The sequence below is a fragment of the Rathayibacter sp. AY1C7 genome (assembly GCF_002931865.1).
GTDB lineage: Bacteria > Actinomycetota > Actinomycetes > Actinomycetales > Microbacteriaceae > Rathayibacter.
Map to the genome: position 1 here is coordinate 1 of NZ_PSWB01000016.1, position 17,434 is coordinate 17,434.

The following is a 17,434-nucleotide window of genomic DNA, read 5'->3' on the forward strand; positions in this document are numbered from 1 at the left end:
CCGGGATGATCCCGCTGCAGGCCGCGCTCGCCGGTCTGAAGCGTCCCGAGCGCGGGGCCGCGCTGCTCGCGCTCCACGCGCCCCGCCGCCTGCCTCTCCCCCGCCCGCGCCCGCCGCCTGATCCGCACCGTCCTCGCTCAGCTCGCCGCCCGCTGACCACCCGAGGTCCGAGCAGCCGTCCGCGCGGGAACCCGGCTCTCGGCACGCCGCTCCGCGGCCACTCGACCAGCAGGGGCAGGGGCGCCCTCTCCCCGCAAGGTGGAGGGCGCGTCCGAGAATCGCGTGCCAGCGATTCGAGGCAGCCCGACGCCACCCGCTCTGCGGAACGCGCCCCGTCGGGAGGCCGACCGCGCTGAGCCGCGCAGGGAGCGGCTCAGAAACGGACTCAGCCCAGCGCTCGCTCGATCTTCTCCGTGATCTCGTTCTGGTCGAGGTAGTTGTCGATGACGACGACCTCGGCGAAGGTGCGGCCGATGCGGTCGACGAGCTCGCCGGAGGTGAGGATGACCTGCGCGTCGGCGGCGAGCGCGTCGACGGAGGCCAGGTCGGAGGCGATCACCTCGGCCTCGAGGTCGAGGGTCTCGAGGGCGCGCTCGGCGCCGAGCTTGAGGATGGCGGAGGTGCCGATTCCGGCGCCGCAGAGGGTGACGATCTTCATGCGCTTCTTCCGTGGTGCGGGTGGTGCGGGGTGCTGTCGGTGAGGACGGCGTTGATGCTGCGGAGGGTGCGGGCGGCGGCGAGTGCACCGACCGCGTCCGGACGGCTGAGCACGTCGGCGAGCCCGGAGACGAAACCGACGTGCCCGTGCGCCTGGGTGGCGGCGATCCCGATGACGACCGAGACCGGATCGTTGGTGCTGTGCCCGAAGGCGACGGGCTCGGCCAGCGTGACGACGGAGAGGCCGTCCGCGAGGACGTCGTTGCCGGGCCGGGCGTGCGCGAGGGCGAGCCCGGGCGCGATGACGATGTACGGCCCGAGCACGTCGACCTGCTCGACCATGCGCCGGGAGTAGGCGGCGTCGACCGCGCCGGTCCGCTCGAGCGCACGGCCCGCCTCGAGGACGGCCTCCCGCCACGATCCGGCGGAGTGGCGGAGGGCCACCGCCTCCTCGGGGAGCGCGTCGAGCGGCACCGTCAGGCCGCCTCGAAGCCGGCGCTGATCGTCTCGACGAGCTCGCGGCGCTCGTCGAGCGGCAGGAAGGCGGCGTGGGCCGCGTTCAGCTGGAAGGCCTCGAAGTCGTCGAGGTCGTACCCGAACGCGTCGGACAGGAGGGCGAGCTCGCGGCTGAGGGTCGTCGCGCTCATCAGGCGGTTGTCGGTGTTCACCGTGACGCGGAAGCCCAGCTGGTAGAGCAGGTCGAAGGGGTGGTCGGCGAGCTCGGCACCCCACGCCGCGACGGCGCCGGTCTGCAGGTTGGAGGAGGGGCTGAGCTCGAGGGCGATCTCGCGGTCCTTCACCCACTCCGAGAGCTCGCCGAGGGTCACGTAGCTCGCGTCGTCGTCCTGGCGCTCGATGCGGATGTCCTCCGCGATCCGGACGCCGTGGCCCAGTCGCAGCGCGCGGCCGTCGAGCAGGGCCGAGCGGATGCTGTCGAGGCCGTCCGCCTCCCCCGCGTGGACCGTGGTCGGGAAGTGAGCCGCCGCGAGCAGCTCGAAGGCGGGACGGTGCCGCGAGGCGGGGAAGCCCGCCTCGGCTCCGGCGATGTCGAAGCCGATCGCACCGCGCTCGCGGTGGCGCAGCGCCAGCTCGGCGACCTCGAGCGAGCGGTCGGCGTGCCGCATCGCGGTGATCAGCTGGCCGACGCGGATGCGGTGTCCCTGCGCCGCCGCCTCCTGCACGCCCTGCTGCAGTCCCTCCTGGACCGCCTCGACAGCCGCGTCGAGCGAGAGCCCGGCGCGCTGGTGCTGCTCCGGCGCCCAGCGCACCTCGCCGTGCACGACTCCGTCGGCGGCGAGGTCGAGCACGAACTCGCGGGCCACGCGCTCGAGCGCCGGCGCGGTCTGCATCACGGCGACCGTCGTCTCGAAGGTGGCGATGTAGTCGGTGAGGGAGCCGGAGTCGGCCGTGGCGCGGAACCACTCGGCGAGGGCATGCGGCTCCTCGGCCGGGAGCGGCACGCCCGTCTCGCGGGCGATCTCGAGGACCGTCCCGGGCCGCAGCCCTCCGTCGAGGTGGTCGTGCAGCGACACCTTGGGGAGCTCGTCGATGAGGACGCCCTCGCCCGGGAGGAGGTACTCCTCGGTCTGATCGGTCACGGTGCTCCTCGCGGGTCGGCGGTGGTTCGCCGACCACCCTAGAGGGTCGGCGGGAGCGGCTCGCCGGGCGGCGCCTCCTCCGTGCTGGGCGGCGCGGGGCTAGGAGACGCGCTCCGCCACGAGGGGGCCGACGTCGAGCACCTCGTCGCCGTCGTCGCCGATCCGGAAGGCACCGTCGAGCGCCTCGAGCGCCCGGGCGAAGCGCTCCGGCTCGTCTGCCGAGAGGGTGATCAGGGGCTGGCCCGCGCGGACTCGGTCGCCCGGCTTCGCGTGCAGGTCGATCCCCGCCGCGTGCTGCACCGCGTCGGACTGGCGCGCGCGTCCGGCGCCCAGGCGCCAGGCGGCGATGCCGAACGGCAGCGCCTGCTGCTCCACCAGGACGCCGTCGCGCTCGGCGACCACGACGTGGGTCTCGCGGGCCTCGGGGAGCGCCGCATCCGGATCCCCTCCCTGAGCGCGGATGACCGCGCGCCAGGTGTCCATCGCCGCGCCGCCGTCGAGGGCGCGCTCGACGTCCGCGTCCGGCTGCCCGGCGAGAGCCAGCATCTCGCGGGCCAGGGCCAGCGTCAGCTCCCGGACGTCCGAGGGGCCGCCGCCGGCGAGCACCTCGACCGACTCCCGCACCTCGTTCGCGTTGCCGATGGCCAGACCGAGCGGCACGTTCATGTTGGTCAGCAGCGCGGTGGTCCGCACCCCCGCGTCGTTGCCGAGGTCGACCATCGCCCGCGCCAGCTCCCGCGAGCGCTCGATGTCGACCATGAACGCGCCGGAGCCGAACTTCACGTCGAGCACCAGGGCGTCGGTCCCCTCGGCGATCTTCTTCGACATGATCGAGGACGCGATCAGCGGGATCGCCTCGACGGTCCCGGTGATGTCCCGGAGCGCGTAGAGCTTCTTGTCGGCGGGGGCCAGACCCGAGCCCGCGGCGCAGATCACGCCGCCGACCGTCCGCAGCTGCTCCAGCATCTCCTCGTTGCCGAGGTCGGCCCGCCAGCCCGGGATCGACTCCAGCTTGTCGAGCGTTCCGCCCGTGTGGCCGAGCCCGCGTCCCGAGAGCTGGGGCACCGCCACGCCGAAGGAGGCGACCAGCGGCATCAGCGGCAGCGTGATCTTGTCGCCGACCCCGCCCGTGGAGTGCTTGTCGACCGTGCGCTTGCCGAGTCCGTCGAAGCGCATGCGCTCGCCGCTGGCGATCATGGCCAGGGTGAGGTCGCGGATCTCGTCGCGCTCCATCCCGTTCAGCAGGACCGCCATCGCGAAGGCCGCCATCTGCTCGTCGGCGACGTAGCCGCGGGTGTAGGCGTCGATCAGCCAGTCGATCTGCGCGGTCGAGAGCGTGCCGCGGTCGCGCTTGGCGCGGATGATGTCGACGGCGTCGAAGTCCTCGACGGGGGTGGTGCGGGTCATGCGGAGTCCTCGGTTCGGGAGTGGGAGCGGTGACGGCGGCGCTAGGAGGCGGCGTAGGCCTCGAGGGTGCGCGGGCCGAAGGCGTCGGGGATGACCTCGTCGATCGTCTTCACGCCCGACACGGTCTGGAGGAGCATGCCCTCGGCCGAGTGCTCGAAGAGCAGCTGGCGGCAGCGCCCGCAGGGCATCAGGACGCCGCCCTTCCCGTCGACGCAGGTGAAGGCGACGAGCCGGCCGCCGCCCGTCATGTGCAGAGAGGACACCAGCGCGCACTCGGCGCAGAGCGTGAGCCCGTAGGAGGCGTTCTCGACGTTGCAGCCCGAGATCGTCCGGCCGTCGTCCACGAGCGCGGCGACCCCGACGGGGAACTTCGAGTACGGGACGTAGGCGTGGCTCATGGCCTCCAGGGCGGCCTCGCGCAGCGCCTCCCAGTCGATGTCGGTCACGACGGCTCCTCTCAGGACTTCAGGTACGGCTTGCCGGCTGCGGCCGGTCCGCGGGACTGGCCGACGAGACCGGCCACCGCGAAGATCGTCACGACGTACGGCAGCATCAGCATGAACTCGCTGGGCACGGGCGAGCCGATGACGCCGAGCACGTTCTGCAGGTTGGTCGCGAAGCCGAACAGGAGCGACGCGAGCGTCGCCTTGATCGGGTCCCAGCGGCCGAAGATGACGGCGGCCAGGGCGATGAAGCCCGCGCCCGCGGTCATCTCCTTGCCGAACGCGCCGACCGCGTCGAGCGTGTAGTACGCGCCGCCGACTCCGGCGATCGCACCGGCGAGGGAGACGTTCCAGAAGCGCGTGCGGGCGACATCGATGCCCACGGTGTCCGCGGCCTGCGGGTGCTCGCCCACGGCGCGCAGGCGGAGGCCCCACTTGGTCTTGAACAGGCCCCACCACACCGCGAAGATCGCGAAGTACATCAGGTAGACGATCACCGTCTGGTTGAACAGGACGGCGCCCACGATCGGCACCTGGCTGAGCACCGGGATCGGGAGGCGGTCGAACTTCACCGGCGAGTTGAACGTCGACGCGTCGGCGGAGAGGACCTGGGAGTAGAGGAAGCTCGTCAGGCCGGTCACCAGCACGTTCAGCACGACTCCGACGATCACCTGGTCGACCAGGTACTTGATCGCGAAGGCGGCCAGCACGAACGACACCAGGACGCTCGCCACCATCGCCGCGAGCAGGCCGAGCACCGGCTGGCGGGTGAGGGAGCCGACCATCGCCGCGGTGAAGGCGCCGGCGAGCAGCTGACCCTCGATCGCGACGTTGACGACTCCGACCCGCTCGGAGATGACGCCGCCGAGCGAGCCGAAGATCAGCGGAGTGGCGAGCCCGACGGTCCCGAGCAGCAGCCCCGAGACGGGCAGCGCGGCACCGGCCGACGCCCAGACGAGGAACCCGATCAGGAAGACCAGGGCGAAGACCGCCGAGAGCCAGAGCGGGATCCGGCGGCCGGCGCGGGTGAGCGCGGCCGACGCGACGGCCAGGGCGACCAGGAGGATCGCGACGACCACGCCCGTCCCCCGCGTCGGGAACGGGATGTCCGGCAGCGCGAAGAAGTCGGTCCCCGCGGCGAGGCGGAACGAGCTCGTCCCGTCGCGGCCGAGGGCCACGAAGAGGACGACGGCGAGCAGCGCGAAGACGCCGAACGCGATCGGCGCCTTCCAGCTGCGGATCACGACGCGGTCGGGGGCGGTGGCGACGGCGGTGCTCATGCGGACACCTCCGAGGTGCGGCGGGTGCGGCGCTTCGGGGCGGCCCCGGGCGTCGGGAGGCGGAAGATCGCGCGCACCAGCGGCGGTGCGGCGATGAAGAGGACGATCAGCGACTGCACGACGAGGACCACGTCGATCGGCACGCCCTCGGCGGCCTGCATCGAGTAGCCGCCCGCCTTGAAGGCGCCGAAGAGGATGCCGGCGAAGAACACGCCCCAGGGTCGGGAGCGGCCCAGCAGCGCGACCGTGATCGCGTCGAAGCCGATGCCCGCGTCGATCCCCGAGGTGAAGCCGGTCGTGACCGTCCCCATCACCTGGGCGCTGCCGGCGAGGCCGAGCAGGCCGCCGGAGAGCAGCATCGCGTACACGTAGCTGTTCTTCACGTCGATGCCCGCGACCCGCGCCGCGTGCGGGTTCTCCCCCACCGCGCGGAACTTGAAGCCGATCGTCGAGCGGTTCAGGAGCCACCAGACGAACACGGTCGCGAGGACCGCGAAGACGAAGCCGAGCGTGAGCGAGTAGCCGGGGCCGAGGAGCGCCGGGAAGACGGCGGTCTCCTTCATCCCGGGCGACTTCGGGTTGTTCGAGCCGGGCGCCTGCAGCGCGCCGGGCGTCCGCAGGAGGTAGGAGATCAGGTAGAACGCGACGTAGTTGAGCATGATCGTGAGGATCACCTCGTGCGCGCCGGTGCGGGCCTTGAGCAGTCCCACGAGTCCGCCCCAGAGCGCGCCGCCCAGGATTCCGGCGGCGAGCGCGACGATCAGGTGCACGCCCCACGGGAGGTCGAAGGAGAAGCCGACCCAGCCCGCGCAGGCGGCGGCGATCAGCATCTGGCCGCGGCCGCCGATGTTGAACAGGCCGACGCGGAAGGCCAGCGCCACTCCGAGCCCGCCGGCGATCAGCGGAGTCGCGAAGGCCAGGGTGTCCGTCAGCGGCTTGATGCCGTTGGCGAAGCCCTCGCGGCGGAAGTTGTAGACCGAGCCCTGGAAGAGCGAGGAGTAGGCACCGGAGACGGACTGCCAGATCGCCTGCAGGGTGTCGAGCGGCCGGGCGAAGAAGTAGCCCGACGCCGCCTGGACGTCCTTGTCGGTCGCGGCGATCAGCACGCCGCCCGCGATGAGGGAGAGGAGCACGGCGAGCACCGACATCAGCGCGGTGCCGGAGAGGATCTCGCGCAGGACGCGGGAGGCGCCGCTCTCGAGCGGGCCGGAGCGCACCTCCTGATCCGGCTTCTGGCCGGGCTCGAGCCCGGACGCCTTCTCGGTCTCCGCGTCGGGATCGACCGCGGGCAGTTGCGCGTCGCTCACGCCGCCGCTCCCTTCTCGGCGGGCGCCTGCCCGGCCATCATGAGCCCCAGGACCTCGCGGGGCGTGTCGGCGGGGACGATGCCGATGATCCCGCCCTTGTACATGACCGCGATGCGGTCGGCGAGCGCCGCGACCTCGTCGAGCTCCGTCGACACCACGATCACGGGGACCCCGGTGTCGCGCGTCTCGACGATGCGCTTGTGGACGAACTCGATGGAGCCGACGTCGATGCCGCGGGTGGGCTGCGCCGCGATGAACAGCCGCAGCTCCCGGCTGAGCTCGCGCGCGAGCACCACCTTCTGCTGGTTGCCTCCGGAGAGGCGGCCGACGTGGGTGCCGATCCCCTGGGCGCGCACGTCGAACTCGCGCACCCGCTCCTCGGCGAAGCGCTCGAGCTCCTTCAGCCGCAGGCCCAGTCCCTTCACGAACGGACCGCGGTCGCTGCGGTCGAGCATGAGGTTCTCGGCGATCGTGAACTCGGCGACCAGACCGTCCTCGGTGCGGTCCTCGGGGACGAAGCCGACCCCCGACTCGAGGACGCGGCGCACGGATAGCCCGTCGAGGCGGCGCCCGTCCAGGGTCACCGAGCCCTCGACCCGCTCCTGCAGGCCCATGATCGCCTCGGTGAGCTCGGTCTGGCCGTTGCCCTGCACGCCCGCGATCGCGAGGATCTCGCCGCGGCGGACCTCGAAGGAGACGTCGTCGACGACGGCCTGGCCGTTGGCGTCGCGCACGGTGAGGTTCGAGACGACGAGGGCCTCGTCGCCCGGCACCGCCTGCTCCTTCTGCACCGTCAGCTCGACGGCGCGGCCCACCATCAGCGAGGCGAGCTCGGCGTTGCTCGCCGTCGGCGACGCCTCCCCCACGACTCTGCCGAGGCGGATGACCGTGATGCGGTCCCCGACCTCGCGCACCTCGCGGAGCTTGTGCGTGATGAAGACGATGGCGGTCCCGGCCGCACGCAGCTGGCGCATGATCGCGATCAGCTCGTCGGTCTCCTGCGGGGTCAGCACCGCGGTCGGCTCGTCGAACACGAGCACCCGGGCGTCGCGGGAGAGCGCCTTGATGATCTCGACCCGCTGCTGCACGCCGACGGGGAGGTCCTCGACCAGGGCGTCGGGATCCACGTCGAAGCCGAAGCGGTCCGAGATCTCGCGCACCCGGGCGCGCGCGGCAGCGAGGTCCAGGCGCCCGCCGGCCTTCGTCTCCTCGTGGCCCAGCATGACGTTCTCGGCGACGGTGAACACGGGGACGAGCATGAAGTGCTGGTGGACCATCCCGATGCCCGCCTTCATGGCGTCACCCGGACCGGAGAAGTGCTGGACCGCGTCGTCCAGCAGGATCTCCCCCTCCTCGGCCTGGTACAGGCCGTAGAGCACGTTCATGAGCGTCGACTTGCCCGCGCCGTTCTCGCCGAGGAGGCAGTGGATCTCACCGGGTTCGACGGTGAGATCGATGTGGTCGTTGGCCACGAGCGCGCCGAAGCGCTTCGTGATGCCACGCAGTTCGAGCTTCATGGGACCAATCTAACTTTCGGTTCGCGCCACGATGCGCCGTCGGCCGGGATCGATGGCCGCAGCGGAGCCGATCCGCCCGCCGGACCGACGAAGAGGCCGGCGGGCCCGAGGTGTGCTCGGGCCCGCCGGCCTCTTCGAGGAAGCGGCTAGGACGCCGCGGGAGCGGACGGAGAGGTGACGGTGATGGAGCCGTCGATGATGCCCGCCTTGATGGTGTCGAGCTCGCCCTGCAGGTCGCCCGAGACCTTCGACTCGAAGTCGTGGAACGGCGCGATGCCGACTCCGTCGTTCTCGAGGGTGCCCACGAAGGGAGTGGGGTCGAAGTCGTCGGCTCCGGCGGAGCTGGTGACGTCGGTCGTGCCGGCCTCGATGCCCTTGAGGATCGAGGTCAGGTACAGGTCGGCGCCGTCGGGGTAGGTCTCGTACAGGTCCGCGTCCACGCCGACCATCGCGATGTCCTTGCCGGAGTCGCGGATCGCCTCGATCGCCGACTGGAAGATCGGACCGCCGACGGGGAGGATGACGTCCGCGTTCTGGTCGATCAGCGACTGCGCGGCCGACTTGGCCTCGACGCCCGCCGCGAAGCCGCCGGTGAAGGAGCCGGTCTGCGCGTCGACGTCCCAGCCGACGACCTTGACGTCCTTCCCCTTCTGCTCGTTGTAGTACTTCACGCCGTCGGCGTAGCCGTCCATGAAGATCGTGACGGTCGGGAACTGCTGGCCGCCGTAGGTGCCGACGACGCCGGTCTTGGAGTACGACGCGGCCGTGTAGCCGGCGAGGAACGCCGCCTGCGAGGTGTCGAAGGTGATCGGCTTGACGTTCGGCAGGTCGATCGACGCGTCGTCGATGATCGCGAAGTCGATGTCCGTGTTCGCCTCGGCCGCGGCCGACGTGGCCTCGGCCAGCGCGAAGCCGACGGTGATGATCAGGTTGCAGCCCTGGTCGACGAGGCTGGTCAGGTTCGGGGCGTAGTCCGTCTCGGACTCCGAGGTGACGGTCTTCGGCGTGACGCCGAGGTCCTCCGAGGCCTTCACGAGGCCGTTGTAGCCGAGCTCGTTGAACGACTTGTCGTCGAACCCGCCCGCGTCGGAGACCATGCAGGGCAGGAAGTCGCCACCGGCGGCGGCGCTGGAGCCGCTCTCCTCGGGGGCGGAGGCGCAACCGGCGAGAAGCGCGGTGACGCCGAGGGCGGCGAGACCGCCGAACGCGGCCTTACGCGAGGTGATAGTCAAGATGTCGTCCTCCAGGAATGCGGCCCCGCGCGACGAGCGCAGCAGGGCGTCGATCCCCACACGTTACCCAATGTGACAAGCCGCTCAGCCGCCCGGACGGTGGTGGTCAGGAAGAGTTACACAGTGTTGATCTTCGCGACATGCGGAGCGTGTCGCGGGGCGGGCGGCTGTGCTCGATTCCGAGCCGAGGGGCGGCTCGGCGCGGTCGGCTGTGCTCGATTCCGAGCCGCGGAGCGGCTCGGCGCGGTCGGCTTCGCGACGGGTGCGTTCCGCAGAGCGAGTCGAGTCGGGCTGGCCTGAATCGCTTGGCACGCGATTCCGGCTCGCGGCCCTCTCCCCTGCTGCCGGACGTCGAAGGCGTTCGGAGGAGCTCCGCGCTGCGCGCGGTCGGGCACGGACGCGATGCTCCTCCATGGTGGTCGAGTTGCCGCGGAAGCGGCGGATCGAGACCCGGCCACCAGCCCCCAGGGCGACGGCCGAGGTCCTCACCGGTGGTGGTCGAGTGGCCGCGCGAACGGCGTATCGGGACCGCCGCACGCGCATGAGGCGAGGGGCGGAACGGCGAAGCGCGGCGCCTCCGAGGGGAGGGCCGCGCTTCGACGGGTGGGACGGAGGGCTAGAGGACGTCGGTGCGGCCGGAGAGGCGCAGGGCGTCGACGACGCCCTTGACCTTCTGGGCGTTCTCGGTCGTGGTCACCAGGAGCGCATCGGGGGTGTCCACGACGACGATGTCCTTCACTCCGATGAGGGCGATGGTGCGGTTGCCGCCGCTGACGACGATGCCCGTCGCGGAGTCGGCGAGCACACGCGCGTCCTCGCCGAGGATGGCGAGGTCCGAGCGGAGTCCGCTCGAGTGCAGCTTCGCGATGGACGCGAAGTCGCCCACGTCGTCCCAGGAGAAGTGGCCCGGCACGACGGCCAGCTTGCCCGCGGCCGCGGCCGGCTCGGCGACGGAGTAGTCGATCGCGATCTTCTCCAGGCCCGGCCAGATGCGGTCGACGACCGCGCCGCGCTCCGGGGTGTCCCACGCGGCGGCGAGCTCGAGCAGTCCGGCGAGCAGCTTCGGCTTCGCGCGGCCGAGCTCCTCGAGGAGGCGGTCGGCGCGGGCGATGAACATGCCCGCGTTCCAGAGGTACTGACCGCTGGAGAGGTAGGCGCGCGCGGTGTCGGCGTCGGGCTTCTCGACGAAGGAGTCGACGGCGAGCGTGTGCGTCGCTCCGTCGATCCCGAGGTGCTTCCCGGTGCGGATGTAGCCGAAGCCCACGGCAGGCTCGGTCGGCGTGATGCCGATGGTCGCGATGTAGCCCGCGTCCGCCGCGACGACGGCCTCGGCGACCGCGTCGTGGAACAGCTGCTGACCGCTGATGACGTGGTCGGCGGCGAACGAGCCGATGATCACCCCCGGCTGGCGGCGCTCGAGGATGGCGGCGGCCAGGCCGATCGCGGCGGAGGAGTCGCGCGGCTCGCTCTCGAGGACGACGTTGAGGTCCTCGAGGCTCTCGAGCTGCTCCTCGACGGCGGCGCGGTGCGCGCGGCCGGTCACGACCATGATCCGGTCGGCGCCCGAGATGGGCGCGAGGCGGTCCCAGGTGTCGCGGAGGAGGGTCTGTCCCGATCCCGTCAGATCGTGCAGGAACTTCGGGGCGTCGGCCCGGGAGAGCGGCCACAGCCTCGAGCCGATCCCGCCTGCGGGGATCACGCTGTAGAAGCGGTCGAGCGGGGCACGGCCATCGGTCTCAGGTGATGTCATGTCCGCAGGATACAAGGGAGCCCGAGCGCGACCGTCCGTTCACCCGGGCGCGCGCCGCCGTTCATCCCGCCGCCGTAGCGTCCGGGGCGTGAGAGTCGCGGTCGTCACCGAGAGCTTCCTGCCGTCCTTGAACGGCGTGACCACGAGCGTCCTGCGGGTGCTCGACGAGTTCGCGGAGCGCGGGATCGAGGCGCTCGTCGTCTGCCCGGCCGCGGGGGCGCCGGGCCACTACGCGGGCCACCGCGTCGTGGAGCACCCGGCGATCGCGTACCGCGACTTCCCGGTCGGGATCCCCACGCTGGCCCTCACCCGGGAGCTGGCCGACTTCGAGCCCGACGTGGTGCACGTCGCCTCGCCCTTCCTCCTCGGCGCCCGCGCCATCGCCTCGGCCGGCCGGCTCGGGGTGCCGAGTGTCGCGATCTACCAGACGGACGTCGCGCGATTCGCGGCCCGCTACGGCATCCGCGGCGCCCGCGCCCTCGCCTGGCGGGTGATCCGCCAGATCCACGCCGGTGCGGACCTGACCCTCGCCCCCTCCACGAGCGCCCTCGACGACCTCGCCGCCGCCGGCATCGAGTGCACCGCGCTGTGGGGCCGCGGCGTGCAGAGCGAGCGCTTCCACCCGCGCCGCCGCTCCTCCCCCTACGCGCAGGCCGTCCGTGCCGGACTCGGCGCCGACGACGCGCTCGTCGGCTACATCGGGCGCCTCTCCCCCGAGAAGAGGGTGGAGCGGATGGCGGCGCTCGCCTCCCTCCCGCACGCGGAGCTGGTCGTGGGCGGCTACGGCCCCTCCTCCGCCCGGGTCGCCGCCGCCCTCGGCCCGGCGGCGCGGATGCTCGGCCGGCTCGACGGCGACCGGCTGCCGGCGGTCTTCGCCGCGCTCGATGTGTTCGTGCACACCGGCACGGAGGAGACGTTCGGCCAGACGGTCCAGGAGGCGCAGGCGTCCGGCACCGCGGTGGTCGCGCCGCACGCGGGCGGCCCCACCGATCTCATCGAGCACGGCGTGGACGGCCTGCTCTACGCGCCTGAGAGCGACTCCGACCTCCGCCGGCAGGTGGAGCGCCTGGTCCGAGATCCCGCACTGCGCGCCCGGCTCGGCGAGGCGGGCCGCCGCCGCGTGCTCCACCGCACCTGGAGCGCGCTCACCGACGAGCTCCTCGCGCACTACGCGACCGCGGGGGCGCCCGCCCTCGCCCTGCCCCGCAGCTAAGGCTCGCCTAAGCCGCGCCCGCCTGCGAGCGCGCTTAGAATCGAAGGGCGAGTTTCTCGTCGCTCCCCGCCCCGTCCCCGTCCACGCGACGTGGGAACAGGTCAGGCCGTCGGAGCACAACCAGGGAGGGTTGTTCGTGTCAGTTCAAGCTGCTCAAACCCTCGCACCCCGGAAGCAGGGGAAGATCCGGCGTCCGGCCGGCACCCTGTACCGCGGTCGCGAAGGCATGTGGTCGTGGGTGCTCCACCGGATCACCGGTGTCGCCATCTTCTTCTTCCTCCTCGTCCACGTCCTCGACTCCGCTCTCATCGCCGTGAGCCCCGAGGCGTACAACGCGGTCATCGGGACGTACAAGAACCCGATCATGGGACTCGGCGAGACCGGGCTCGTGGGCGCCATCGCGTTCCACGCGCTGAACGGCCTGCGGATCATCCTGGTCGACTTCTGGAGCTGGGCGACCCGCAACCAGCGCGTCCTCTTCTGGGTCGTCATGGGCCTCTGGGTCGTGCTGATGCTCGGCTTCGCGCCGCGCCACCTGATCAACGTCTTCAGCGAGGGGGGTGCGCATTGAGCACCGTCGCCGCACCGCGGACCCCGCACACCCCGACCCGCTCCTCCGGCACCAACTGGGAGAAGTGGGGCTGGATCTACATGCGCGCCTCCGGCGTCGTGCTGATCGTCCTGATCTTCGGACACCTCATCTACAACCTGCTGCTGGGCGACGGCATCAAGGCCATCGACTTCGGCTTCGTCGGCGGCAAGCTGGCGAACCCGTTCTGGCAGTGGTGGGACGTCCTCATGCTGTGGCTCGCGCTGATCCACGGCGGCAACGGCATGCGCACGCTGGTCAACGACTACGCGACCTCGCCCCTGCTGGCCAAGGCCTTCAAGGGCGGCATCCTCGTCGCCGTCGTCGCGCTGATCGCGCTCGGCACCTGGGTCGTCTTCGCGTTCGACCCGTGCCCCGCCGGCACCGCCGCGGACCTGCTGCCCTCCTTCTGCGCAGCGTGACCACGGTGCCGCGGATCGGAGAGGGGCCCGCGCCCCTCCCGGTCCGCGGCACCGCGTCCCGGCACCTCCCCCTCCCATCCCCGTACGACGGAGCACCCACCCCGTGAGCACACCAGGCCACTCCCACACCGGCGCCGACCAGAGCGCCTTCGCGCAGACCGTCGGACCCGACGGCGTCCACTACCACCAGTTCGACGTCGTCATCGTCGGCGCCGGCGGTGCCGGGATGCGCGCGGCCATCGAGGCCGGCCCCAAGGCGAAGACGGCCGTGATCTCGAAGCTGTACCCGACCCGCTCCCACACCGGAGCGGCGCAGGGCGGCATGGCCGCCGCCCTCGCGAACGTCGAGGAGGACAGCTGGGAGTGGCACACCTTCGACACCGTCAAAGGCGGCGACTACCTCGTCGACCAGGACGCGGCCGAGATCCTCGCGAAGGAGGCCATCGACGCGGTCATCGACCTGGAGAACATGGGCCTGCCCTTCAACCGCACCGAGGAGGGCAAGATCGACCAGCGCCGCTTCGGCGGCCACACCCGCGACCACGGCAAGGCGCCCGTCCGCCGCGCCTGCTACGCGGCCGACCGCACCGGCCACATGATCCTGCAGACGCTGTTCCAGAACTGCGTCCGGCTCGGCATCAACTTCTACAACGAGTTCTACGTCCTCGACCTGGTGATGACCGAGGTCGACGGAGTGGCCAAGCCCTCCGGCGTCGTCGCCTACGAGCTGGCCACGGGCGAGCTGCACGTCTTCCAGGCGAAGGCGATCATCTTCGCGACCGGCGGCTTCGGCAAGATCTACAAGACCACCTCCAACGCGCACACCCTCACCGGCGACGGCGTCGGCATCATCTGGCGCAAGGGCCTCCCCCTGGAGGACATGGAGTTCTTCCAGTTCCACCCGACCGGCCTCGCCGGCCTCGGCATCCTCCTCACCGAGGGAGCGCGAGGAGAGGGTGCGATCCTCCGCAACGCCTCGGGCGAGCGCTTCATGGAGCGCTACGCCCCCACCATCAAGGACCTCGCGCCGCGCGACATCGTCGCCCGCTGCATGGTCCAGGAGGTGGCGGAGGGCCGCGGCGCCGGACCGCACAAGGACTACGTGCTGCTGGACTGCACCCACCTGGGCGCCGAGGTCCTCGAGACCAAGCTCCCCGACATCACCGAGTTCGCCCGCACCTACCTGGGCGTCGACCCCGTCGTCGAGCCGGTCCCCGTCATGCCGACCGCGCACTACGCGATGGGCGGCATCCCGACCAACGTCAAGGCCGAGGTGCTCTCGGACAACACGACCGTCGTCCCCGGCCTCTACGCCGCCGGCGAGTGCGCGTGCGTCTCGGTGCACGGCTCCAACCGCCTCGGCACCAACTCCCTCCTCGACATCAACGTCTTCGGCAAGCGCAGCGGCAACAACGCCGCCGACTACGCCAAGACGGTCGACTTCACCCCCCTGCCCGCCGACCCGGCCGGCGCGATCCGCGACATGCTCGCCTCGCTCCGCTCCGCGACCGGCACCGAGCGGATCGCCTCGATCCGCAAGGAGCTGCAGGACGAGATGGACAAGAACGCCCAGGTGTTCCGCACCGACGAGTCCCTCGAGGCCGTCACCGGGACCATCCAGCGCCTGCGCGACCGGTTCCGCAACATCTCGGTGCAGGACAAGGGCAAGCGCTTCAACACCGACCTCCTCGAGGCCGTCGAGCTGGGCTTCCTGCTCGACCTCGCCGAGGTCGTCGTCTACTCGGCGCGCAACCGCAAGGAGAGCCGCGGCGGCCACATGCGCGACGACTTCCCGAAGCGCGACGACGAGAACTACATGCAGCACACGATGGCGTACCTCTCCGGTGACGCCCACTCCTCCGACGCCGGTGACCACATCCGGCTCGACTGGAAGCCCGTCGTGATCACCCGGTACCAGCCGATGGAGAGGAAGTACTAGCCATGTCGACCGCTACCCTCGAGCAGCCGCCCGCCGCCCCCGCGGCCCCGGAGGCGTTCACCGTCACGTTCATCATCCGCCGCTTCGACCCCGAGGTGGACGCCGAGCCGCGCTGGCAGGACTTCGACGTCGAGATGTACTCGACCGACCGCGTCCTCGACGCCCTGCACCGCATCAAGTGGGACCAGGACGGATCGCTGACCTTCCGCCGCTCGTGCGCGCACGGCATCTGCGGATCCGACGCGATGCGGATCAACGGCCGCAACCGCCTGGCCTGCAAGACGCTGATCAAGGATCTCGACATCTCGCAGCCGATCTACATCGAGGCGATCAAGGGACTGCCCCTCGAGAAGGACCTCGTCGTCGACATGGAGCCGTTCTTCGCCTCCTACCGCGAGGTGCAGCCGTTCCTGGTCGCCAACACCCCGGCGCCCAAGGGCAAGGAGCGCGTGCAGTCGGTCGCCGACCGCGCCCGCTTCGACGACACCACGAAGTGCATCCTCTGCGCCGCGTGCACGTCGTCCTGCCCCGTGTTCTGGACCGACGGGCAGTACTTCGGCCCCGCGGCGATCGTGAACGCCCACCGCTTCATCTTCGACTCGCGCGACGACGCCGGTGGAGCGCGCCTGGACATCCTCAACGACAAGGAGGGCGTGTGGCGCTGCCGCACGACCTTCAACTGCACGGAGGCGTGCCCGCGCGGCATCCAGATCACGCAGGCGATCGCCGAGGTGAAGCAGGCCGTCATCCGCGGCCGCGCCTGATCCTCCTCGCTAACGCGTCCGGCCCGCCGGGATCCTCGGATCCGGCGGGCCGGACGCGTTCCAGCGTGACGGCGGGCGCGTGCACGGGAGCGCCGCGAGGCCTCAGTACGCTGGAGGAATGACCGAGGCGGCCGACACTCCCCGCGGGATCCCGGGCCTGTTCGAGCGGGTCATGCGGACGCGGCCGGTGCGGGTGATGCTCCACTACTCCGAGACCGGCGGGCCCCTCTTCGCCTCCGGACTCGCCTTCCAGGCCCTGTTCGCGGTCTTCGCGGCGCTCTTCGTCTTCTTCGCCGTCTTCGGCTTCTGGGTGCGCGACGACTCGGTGCTGCGCGACTCCCTCCTCGACCTGGTGACCCGCTCCGTCCCCGGCCTGATCGGCGGGAAGAACGCCCTCGTGTCGGTCGACGACCTGCTCGACTCGTCGATCCTCGGCTGGACGGGTGCGATCGCGGCCGCCGGCCTGCTCTGGACGGCGCTGAACTTCCTGGGGAGCCTGCGCCAGGCGGTCCGGCTGCTCTTCTCGCTCCCCGGACCCACGACCCTCTTCGTCCTGCTCAAGCTCAAGGACGCGGGGCTCGCCCTGGTCTTCGGGGCGGTGCTGCTGGTCTCGGCGGGTCTCTCCGTGTTCTCGACCTCGCTGGTGGACGTGGCGTTCGGCTTCCTCGGGATCGGCAGCGAGTCGATGCCGGCCCGTCTCGCCGGCAGCGCGGTCGGCCTGCTGATCATGCTCGCCCTGGACACGGGCACGCTCGCCGGCTCCTTCCGCATCCTCTCGGGCATCTCGATCCCCTGGAAGAACCTCTGGGCGGGCTCGCTGCTCGGCGGGATCGCTCTCGGCGCGCTCAAGGTCCTCGGGACGCAGCTGCTGGGCGGCGCCTCCCGCAATCCGCTGCTCGCCTCGTTCGCGGTCCTCATCGGTCTGCTGATCTGGTTCAACCTCGTCTGCCAGGTGATCCTGATCGCCGCGTCGTGGATCTCCGTCGGGATGAGCGACGCCGGGATCTCGGCGCGCAAGCTCACGCCGGAGGAGCGCGAGAAGGAGCGGGAGGAGCAGCTGCGCACCGCCCGCCGCACCCTCGCCGAGGCCGAGCGCGAGCGGCTTCGCGCCGCGCTGCCGGAGGCGTCCCTCCTCAAACGACGGCGCCTGGAGCGCCAGCTCGCGCAGCTCGAGGAGGAGCTCGAGCAGCTCGCCGCCTGACCTGGCGGCCCTCCTTCCGTCCAGCCCTGCGTCGCCGGGTCCGATTCCGCCTGCCGAGTCCGTCCGTTTCTGTTGACTTCCCTCCCGAACGGGTCTAAAAAGAGGTAAACGCAGA

At 71.4% G+C, this 17,434-nt stretch carries 16 protein-coding genes; 6 read left to right on the plus strand and 10 right to left on the minus strand.

Annotated features, from left to right (window positions below; genetic code table 11):
• Nucleotides 1-385: 385 nt before the first annotated feature.
• The 10 genes from C5C69_RS09830 to C5C69_RS09875 form a co-directional block, all read right to left on the minus strand.
• Nucleotides 386-658, minus strand: a complete 273-nt coding sequence (locus C5C69_RS09830) for a PTS sugar transporter subunit IIB (protein ID WP_104226416.1) — start codon at nucleotides 656-658, stop codon at nucleotides 386-388.
• Nucleotides 655-1,131 (minus strand): PTS sugar transporter subunit IIA, encoded by a 477-nt coding sequence (locus tag C5C69_RS09835; RefSeq protein WP_104223177.1) that lies wholly within the window; start codon nucleotides 1,129-1,131, stop codon nucleotides 655-657. Before C5C69_RS09835 ends, C5C69_RS09830 begins: the two co-directional genes overlap by 4 nt.
• Nucleotides 1,132-1,133: 2 nt before the next feature.
• Nucleotides 1,134-2,255 carry an adenosine deaminase gene (locus C5C69_RS09840; protein ID WP_104232835.1) on the minus strand — a complete coding sequence of 374 codons (1,122 nt, stop codon included), beginning with the start codon at nucleotides 2,253-2,255 and terminating at the stop codon, nucleotides 1,134-1,136.
• A gap of 99 nt (nucleotides 2,256-2,354) precedes the next feature.
• On the minus strand, nucleotides 2,355-3,662 hold the full coding sequence (locus C5C69_RS09845) for a thymidine phosphorylase (protein ID WP_104232836.1): 1,308 nt from the start codon (nucleotides 3,660-3,662) through the stop codon (nucleotides 2,355-2,357).
• A 41-nt stretch (nucleotides 3,663-3,703) separates the two neighbouring features.
• Nucleotides 3,704-4,108 (minus strand): cytidine deaminase, encoded by a 405-nt coding sequence (locus C5C69_RS09850; RefSeq protein ID WP_104223180.1) that lies wholly within the window; start codon nucleotides 4,106-4,108, stop codon nucleotides 3,704-3,706.
• An 11-nt stretch (nucleotides 4,109-4,119) separates the two neighbouring features.
• A complete protein-coding gene (locus tag C5C69_RS09855; protein WP_104232837.1) occupies nucleotides 4,120-5,385 on the minus strand; it encodes an ABC transporter permease in 1,266 nt (421 codons plus the stop codon).
• Nucleotides 5,382-6,692 (minus strand): ABC transporter permease, encoded by a 1,311-nt coding sequence (locus tag C5C69_RS09860; RefSeq protein WP_219812170.1) that lies wholly within the window; start codon nucleotides 6,690-6,692, stop codon nucleotides 5,382-5,384. The genes C5C69_RS09855 and C5C69_RS09860 overlap by 4 nt, the downstream gene beginning before the upstream one ends.
• Nucleotides 6,689-8,209: an ABC transporter ATP-binding protein gene (locus tag C5C69_RS09865; RefSeq protein WP_104226419.1), complete on the minus strand. Its 1,521-nt coding sequence runs from the start codon at nucleotides 8,207-8,209 to the stop codon at nucleotides 6,689-6,691. The genes C5C69_RS09860 and C5C69_RS09865 overlap by 4 nt, the downstream gene beginning before the upstream one ends.
• 146 nt (nucleotides 8,210-8,355) lie before the next feature.
• Nucleotides 8,356-9,441 carry a BMP family protein gene (locus C5C69_RS09870; protein WP_104232890.1) on the minus strand — a complete coding sequence of 362 codons (1,086 nt, stop codon included), beginning with the start codon at nucleotides 9,439-9,441 and terminating at the stop codon, nucleotides 8,356-8,358.
• A 616-nt stretch (nucleotides 9,442-10,057) separates the two neighbouring features.
• Complete coding sequence (locus C5C69_RS09875; RefSeq protein ID WP_104223184.1) at nucleotides 10,058-11,191, minus strand: mannose-1-phosphate guanylyltransferase; 1,134 nt, start codon at nucleotides 11,189-11,191, stop codon at nucleotides 10,058-10,060.
• An 88-nt stretch (nucleotides 11,192-11,279) separates the two neighbouring features.
• Between C5C69_RS09875 and C5C69_RS09880 the strand changes: the two genes are divergently transcribed.
• The 6 genes from C5C69_RS09880 to C5C69_RS09905 all read left to right on the plus strand — a co-directional run bounded on the left by C5C69_RS09880 (nucleotide 11,280) and on the right by C5C69_RS09905 (nucleotide 17,319).
• On the plus strand, nucleotides 11,280-12,404 hold the full coding sequence (locus C5C69_RS09880; RefSeq protein ID WP_181067743.1) for a glycosyltransferase family 1 protein: 1,125 nt from the start codon (nucleotides 11,280-11,282) through the stop codon (nucleotides 12,402-12,404).
• A gap of 136 nt (nucleotides 12,405-12,540) precedes the next feature.
• The gene (sdhC, locus tag C5C69_RS09885; protein ID WP_374952907.1) at nucleotides 12,541-12,975 is read left to right on the plus strand and encodes a succinate dehydrogenase, cytochrome b556 subunit; all 435 of its coding nucleotides are present in this window, start codon (nucleotides 12,541-12,543) and stop codon (nucleotides 12,973-12,975) included.
• The gene (locus C5C69_RS09890) at nucleotides 12,972-13,415 is read left to right on the plus strand and encodes a succinate dehydrogenase hydrophobic membrane anchor subunit (protein ID WP_104223187.1); all 444 of its coding nucleotides are present in this window, start codon (nucleotides 12,972-12,974) and stop codon (nucleotides 13,413-13,415) included. The genes sdhC and C5C69_RS09890 overlap by 4 nt, the downstream gene beginning before the upstream one ends.
• Before the next feature lie 202 nt (nucleotides 13,416-13,617).
• Nucleotides 13,618-15,354 carry a succinate dehydrogenase flavoprotein subunit gene (gene sdhA / locus C5C69_RS09895; protein ID WP_104232891.1) on the plus strand — a complete coding sequence of 579 codons (1,737 nt, stop codon included), beginning with the start codon at nucleotides 13,618-13,620 and terminating at the stop codon, nucleotides 15,352-15,354.
• 2 nt (nucleotides 15,355-15,356) lie between these two features.
• Nucleotides 15,357-16,118 carry a succinate dehydrogenase iron-sulfur subunit gene (locus tag C5C69_RS09900; protein ID WP_068254543.1) on the plus strand — a complete coding sequence of 254 codons (762 nt, stop codon included), beginning with the start codon at nucleotides 15,357-15,359 and terminating at the stop codon, nucleotides 16,116-16,118.
• Nucleotides 16,119-16,236: 118 nt separating this feature from the next.
• A complete protein-coding gene (locus tag C5C69_RS09905; RefSeq protein WP_104223189.1) occupies nucleotides 16,237-17,319 on the plus strand; it encodes a YhjD/YihY/BrkB family envelope integrity protein in 1,083 nt (360 codons plus the stop codon).
• Nucleotides 17,320-17,434 lie beyond the last annotated feature (115 nt).

Bases quoted from the DNA above. Each gene is read 5' to 3' on its own strand.
- C5C69_RS09830 (WP_104226416.1), bottom strand. From the start codon at position 658: ATGAAGATCGTCACCCTCTGCGGCGCCGGAATCGGCACCTCCGCCATC.
- C5C69_RS09845 (WP_104232836.1), bottom strand. From the start codon at position 3,662: ATGACCCGCACCACCCCCGTCGAGGACTTCGACGCCGTCGACATCATC.
- C5C69_RS09855 (WP_104232837.1), bottom strand. From the start codon at position 5,385: ATGAGCACCGCCGTCGCCACCGCCCCCGACCGCGTCGTGATCCGCAGC.
- C5C69_RS09865 (WP_104226419.1), bottom strand. From the start codon at position 8,209: ATGAAGCTCGAACTGCGTGGCATCACGAAGCGCTTCGGCGCGCTCGTG.
- C5C69_RS09875 (WP_104223184.1), bottom strand. From the start codon at position 11,191: ATGACATCACCTGAGACCGATGGCCGTGCCCCGCTCGACCGCTTCTAC.
- C5C69_RS09900 (WP_068254543.1), top strand. From the start codon at position 15,357: ATGTCGACCGCTACCCTCGAGCAGCCGCCCGCCGCCCCCGCGGCCCCG.
- C5C69_RS09905 (WP_104223189.1), top strand. From the start codon at position 16,237: ATGACCGAGGCGGCCGACACTCCCCGCGGGATCCCGGGCCTGTTCGAG.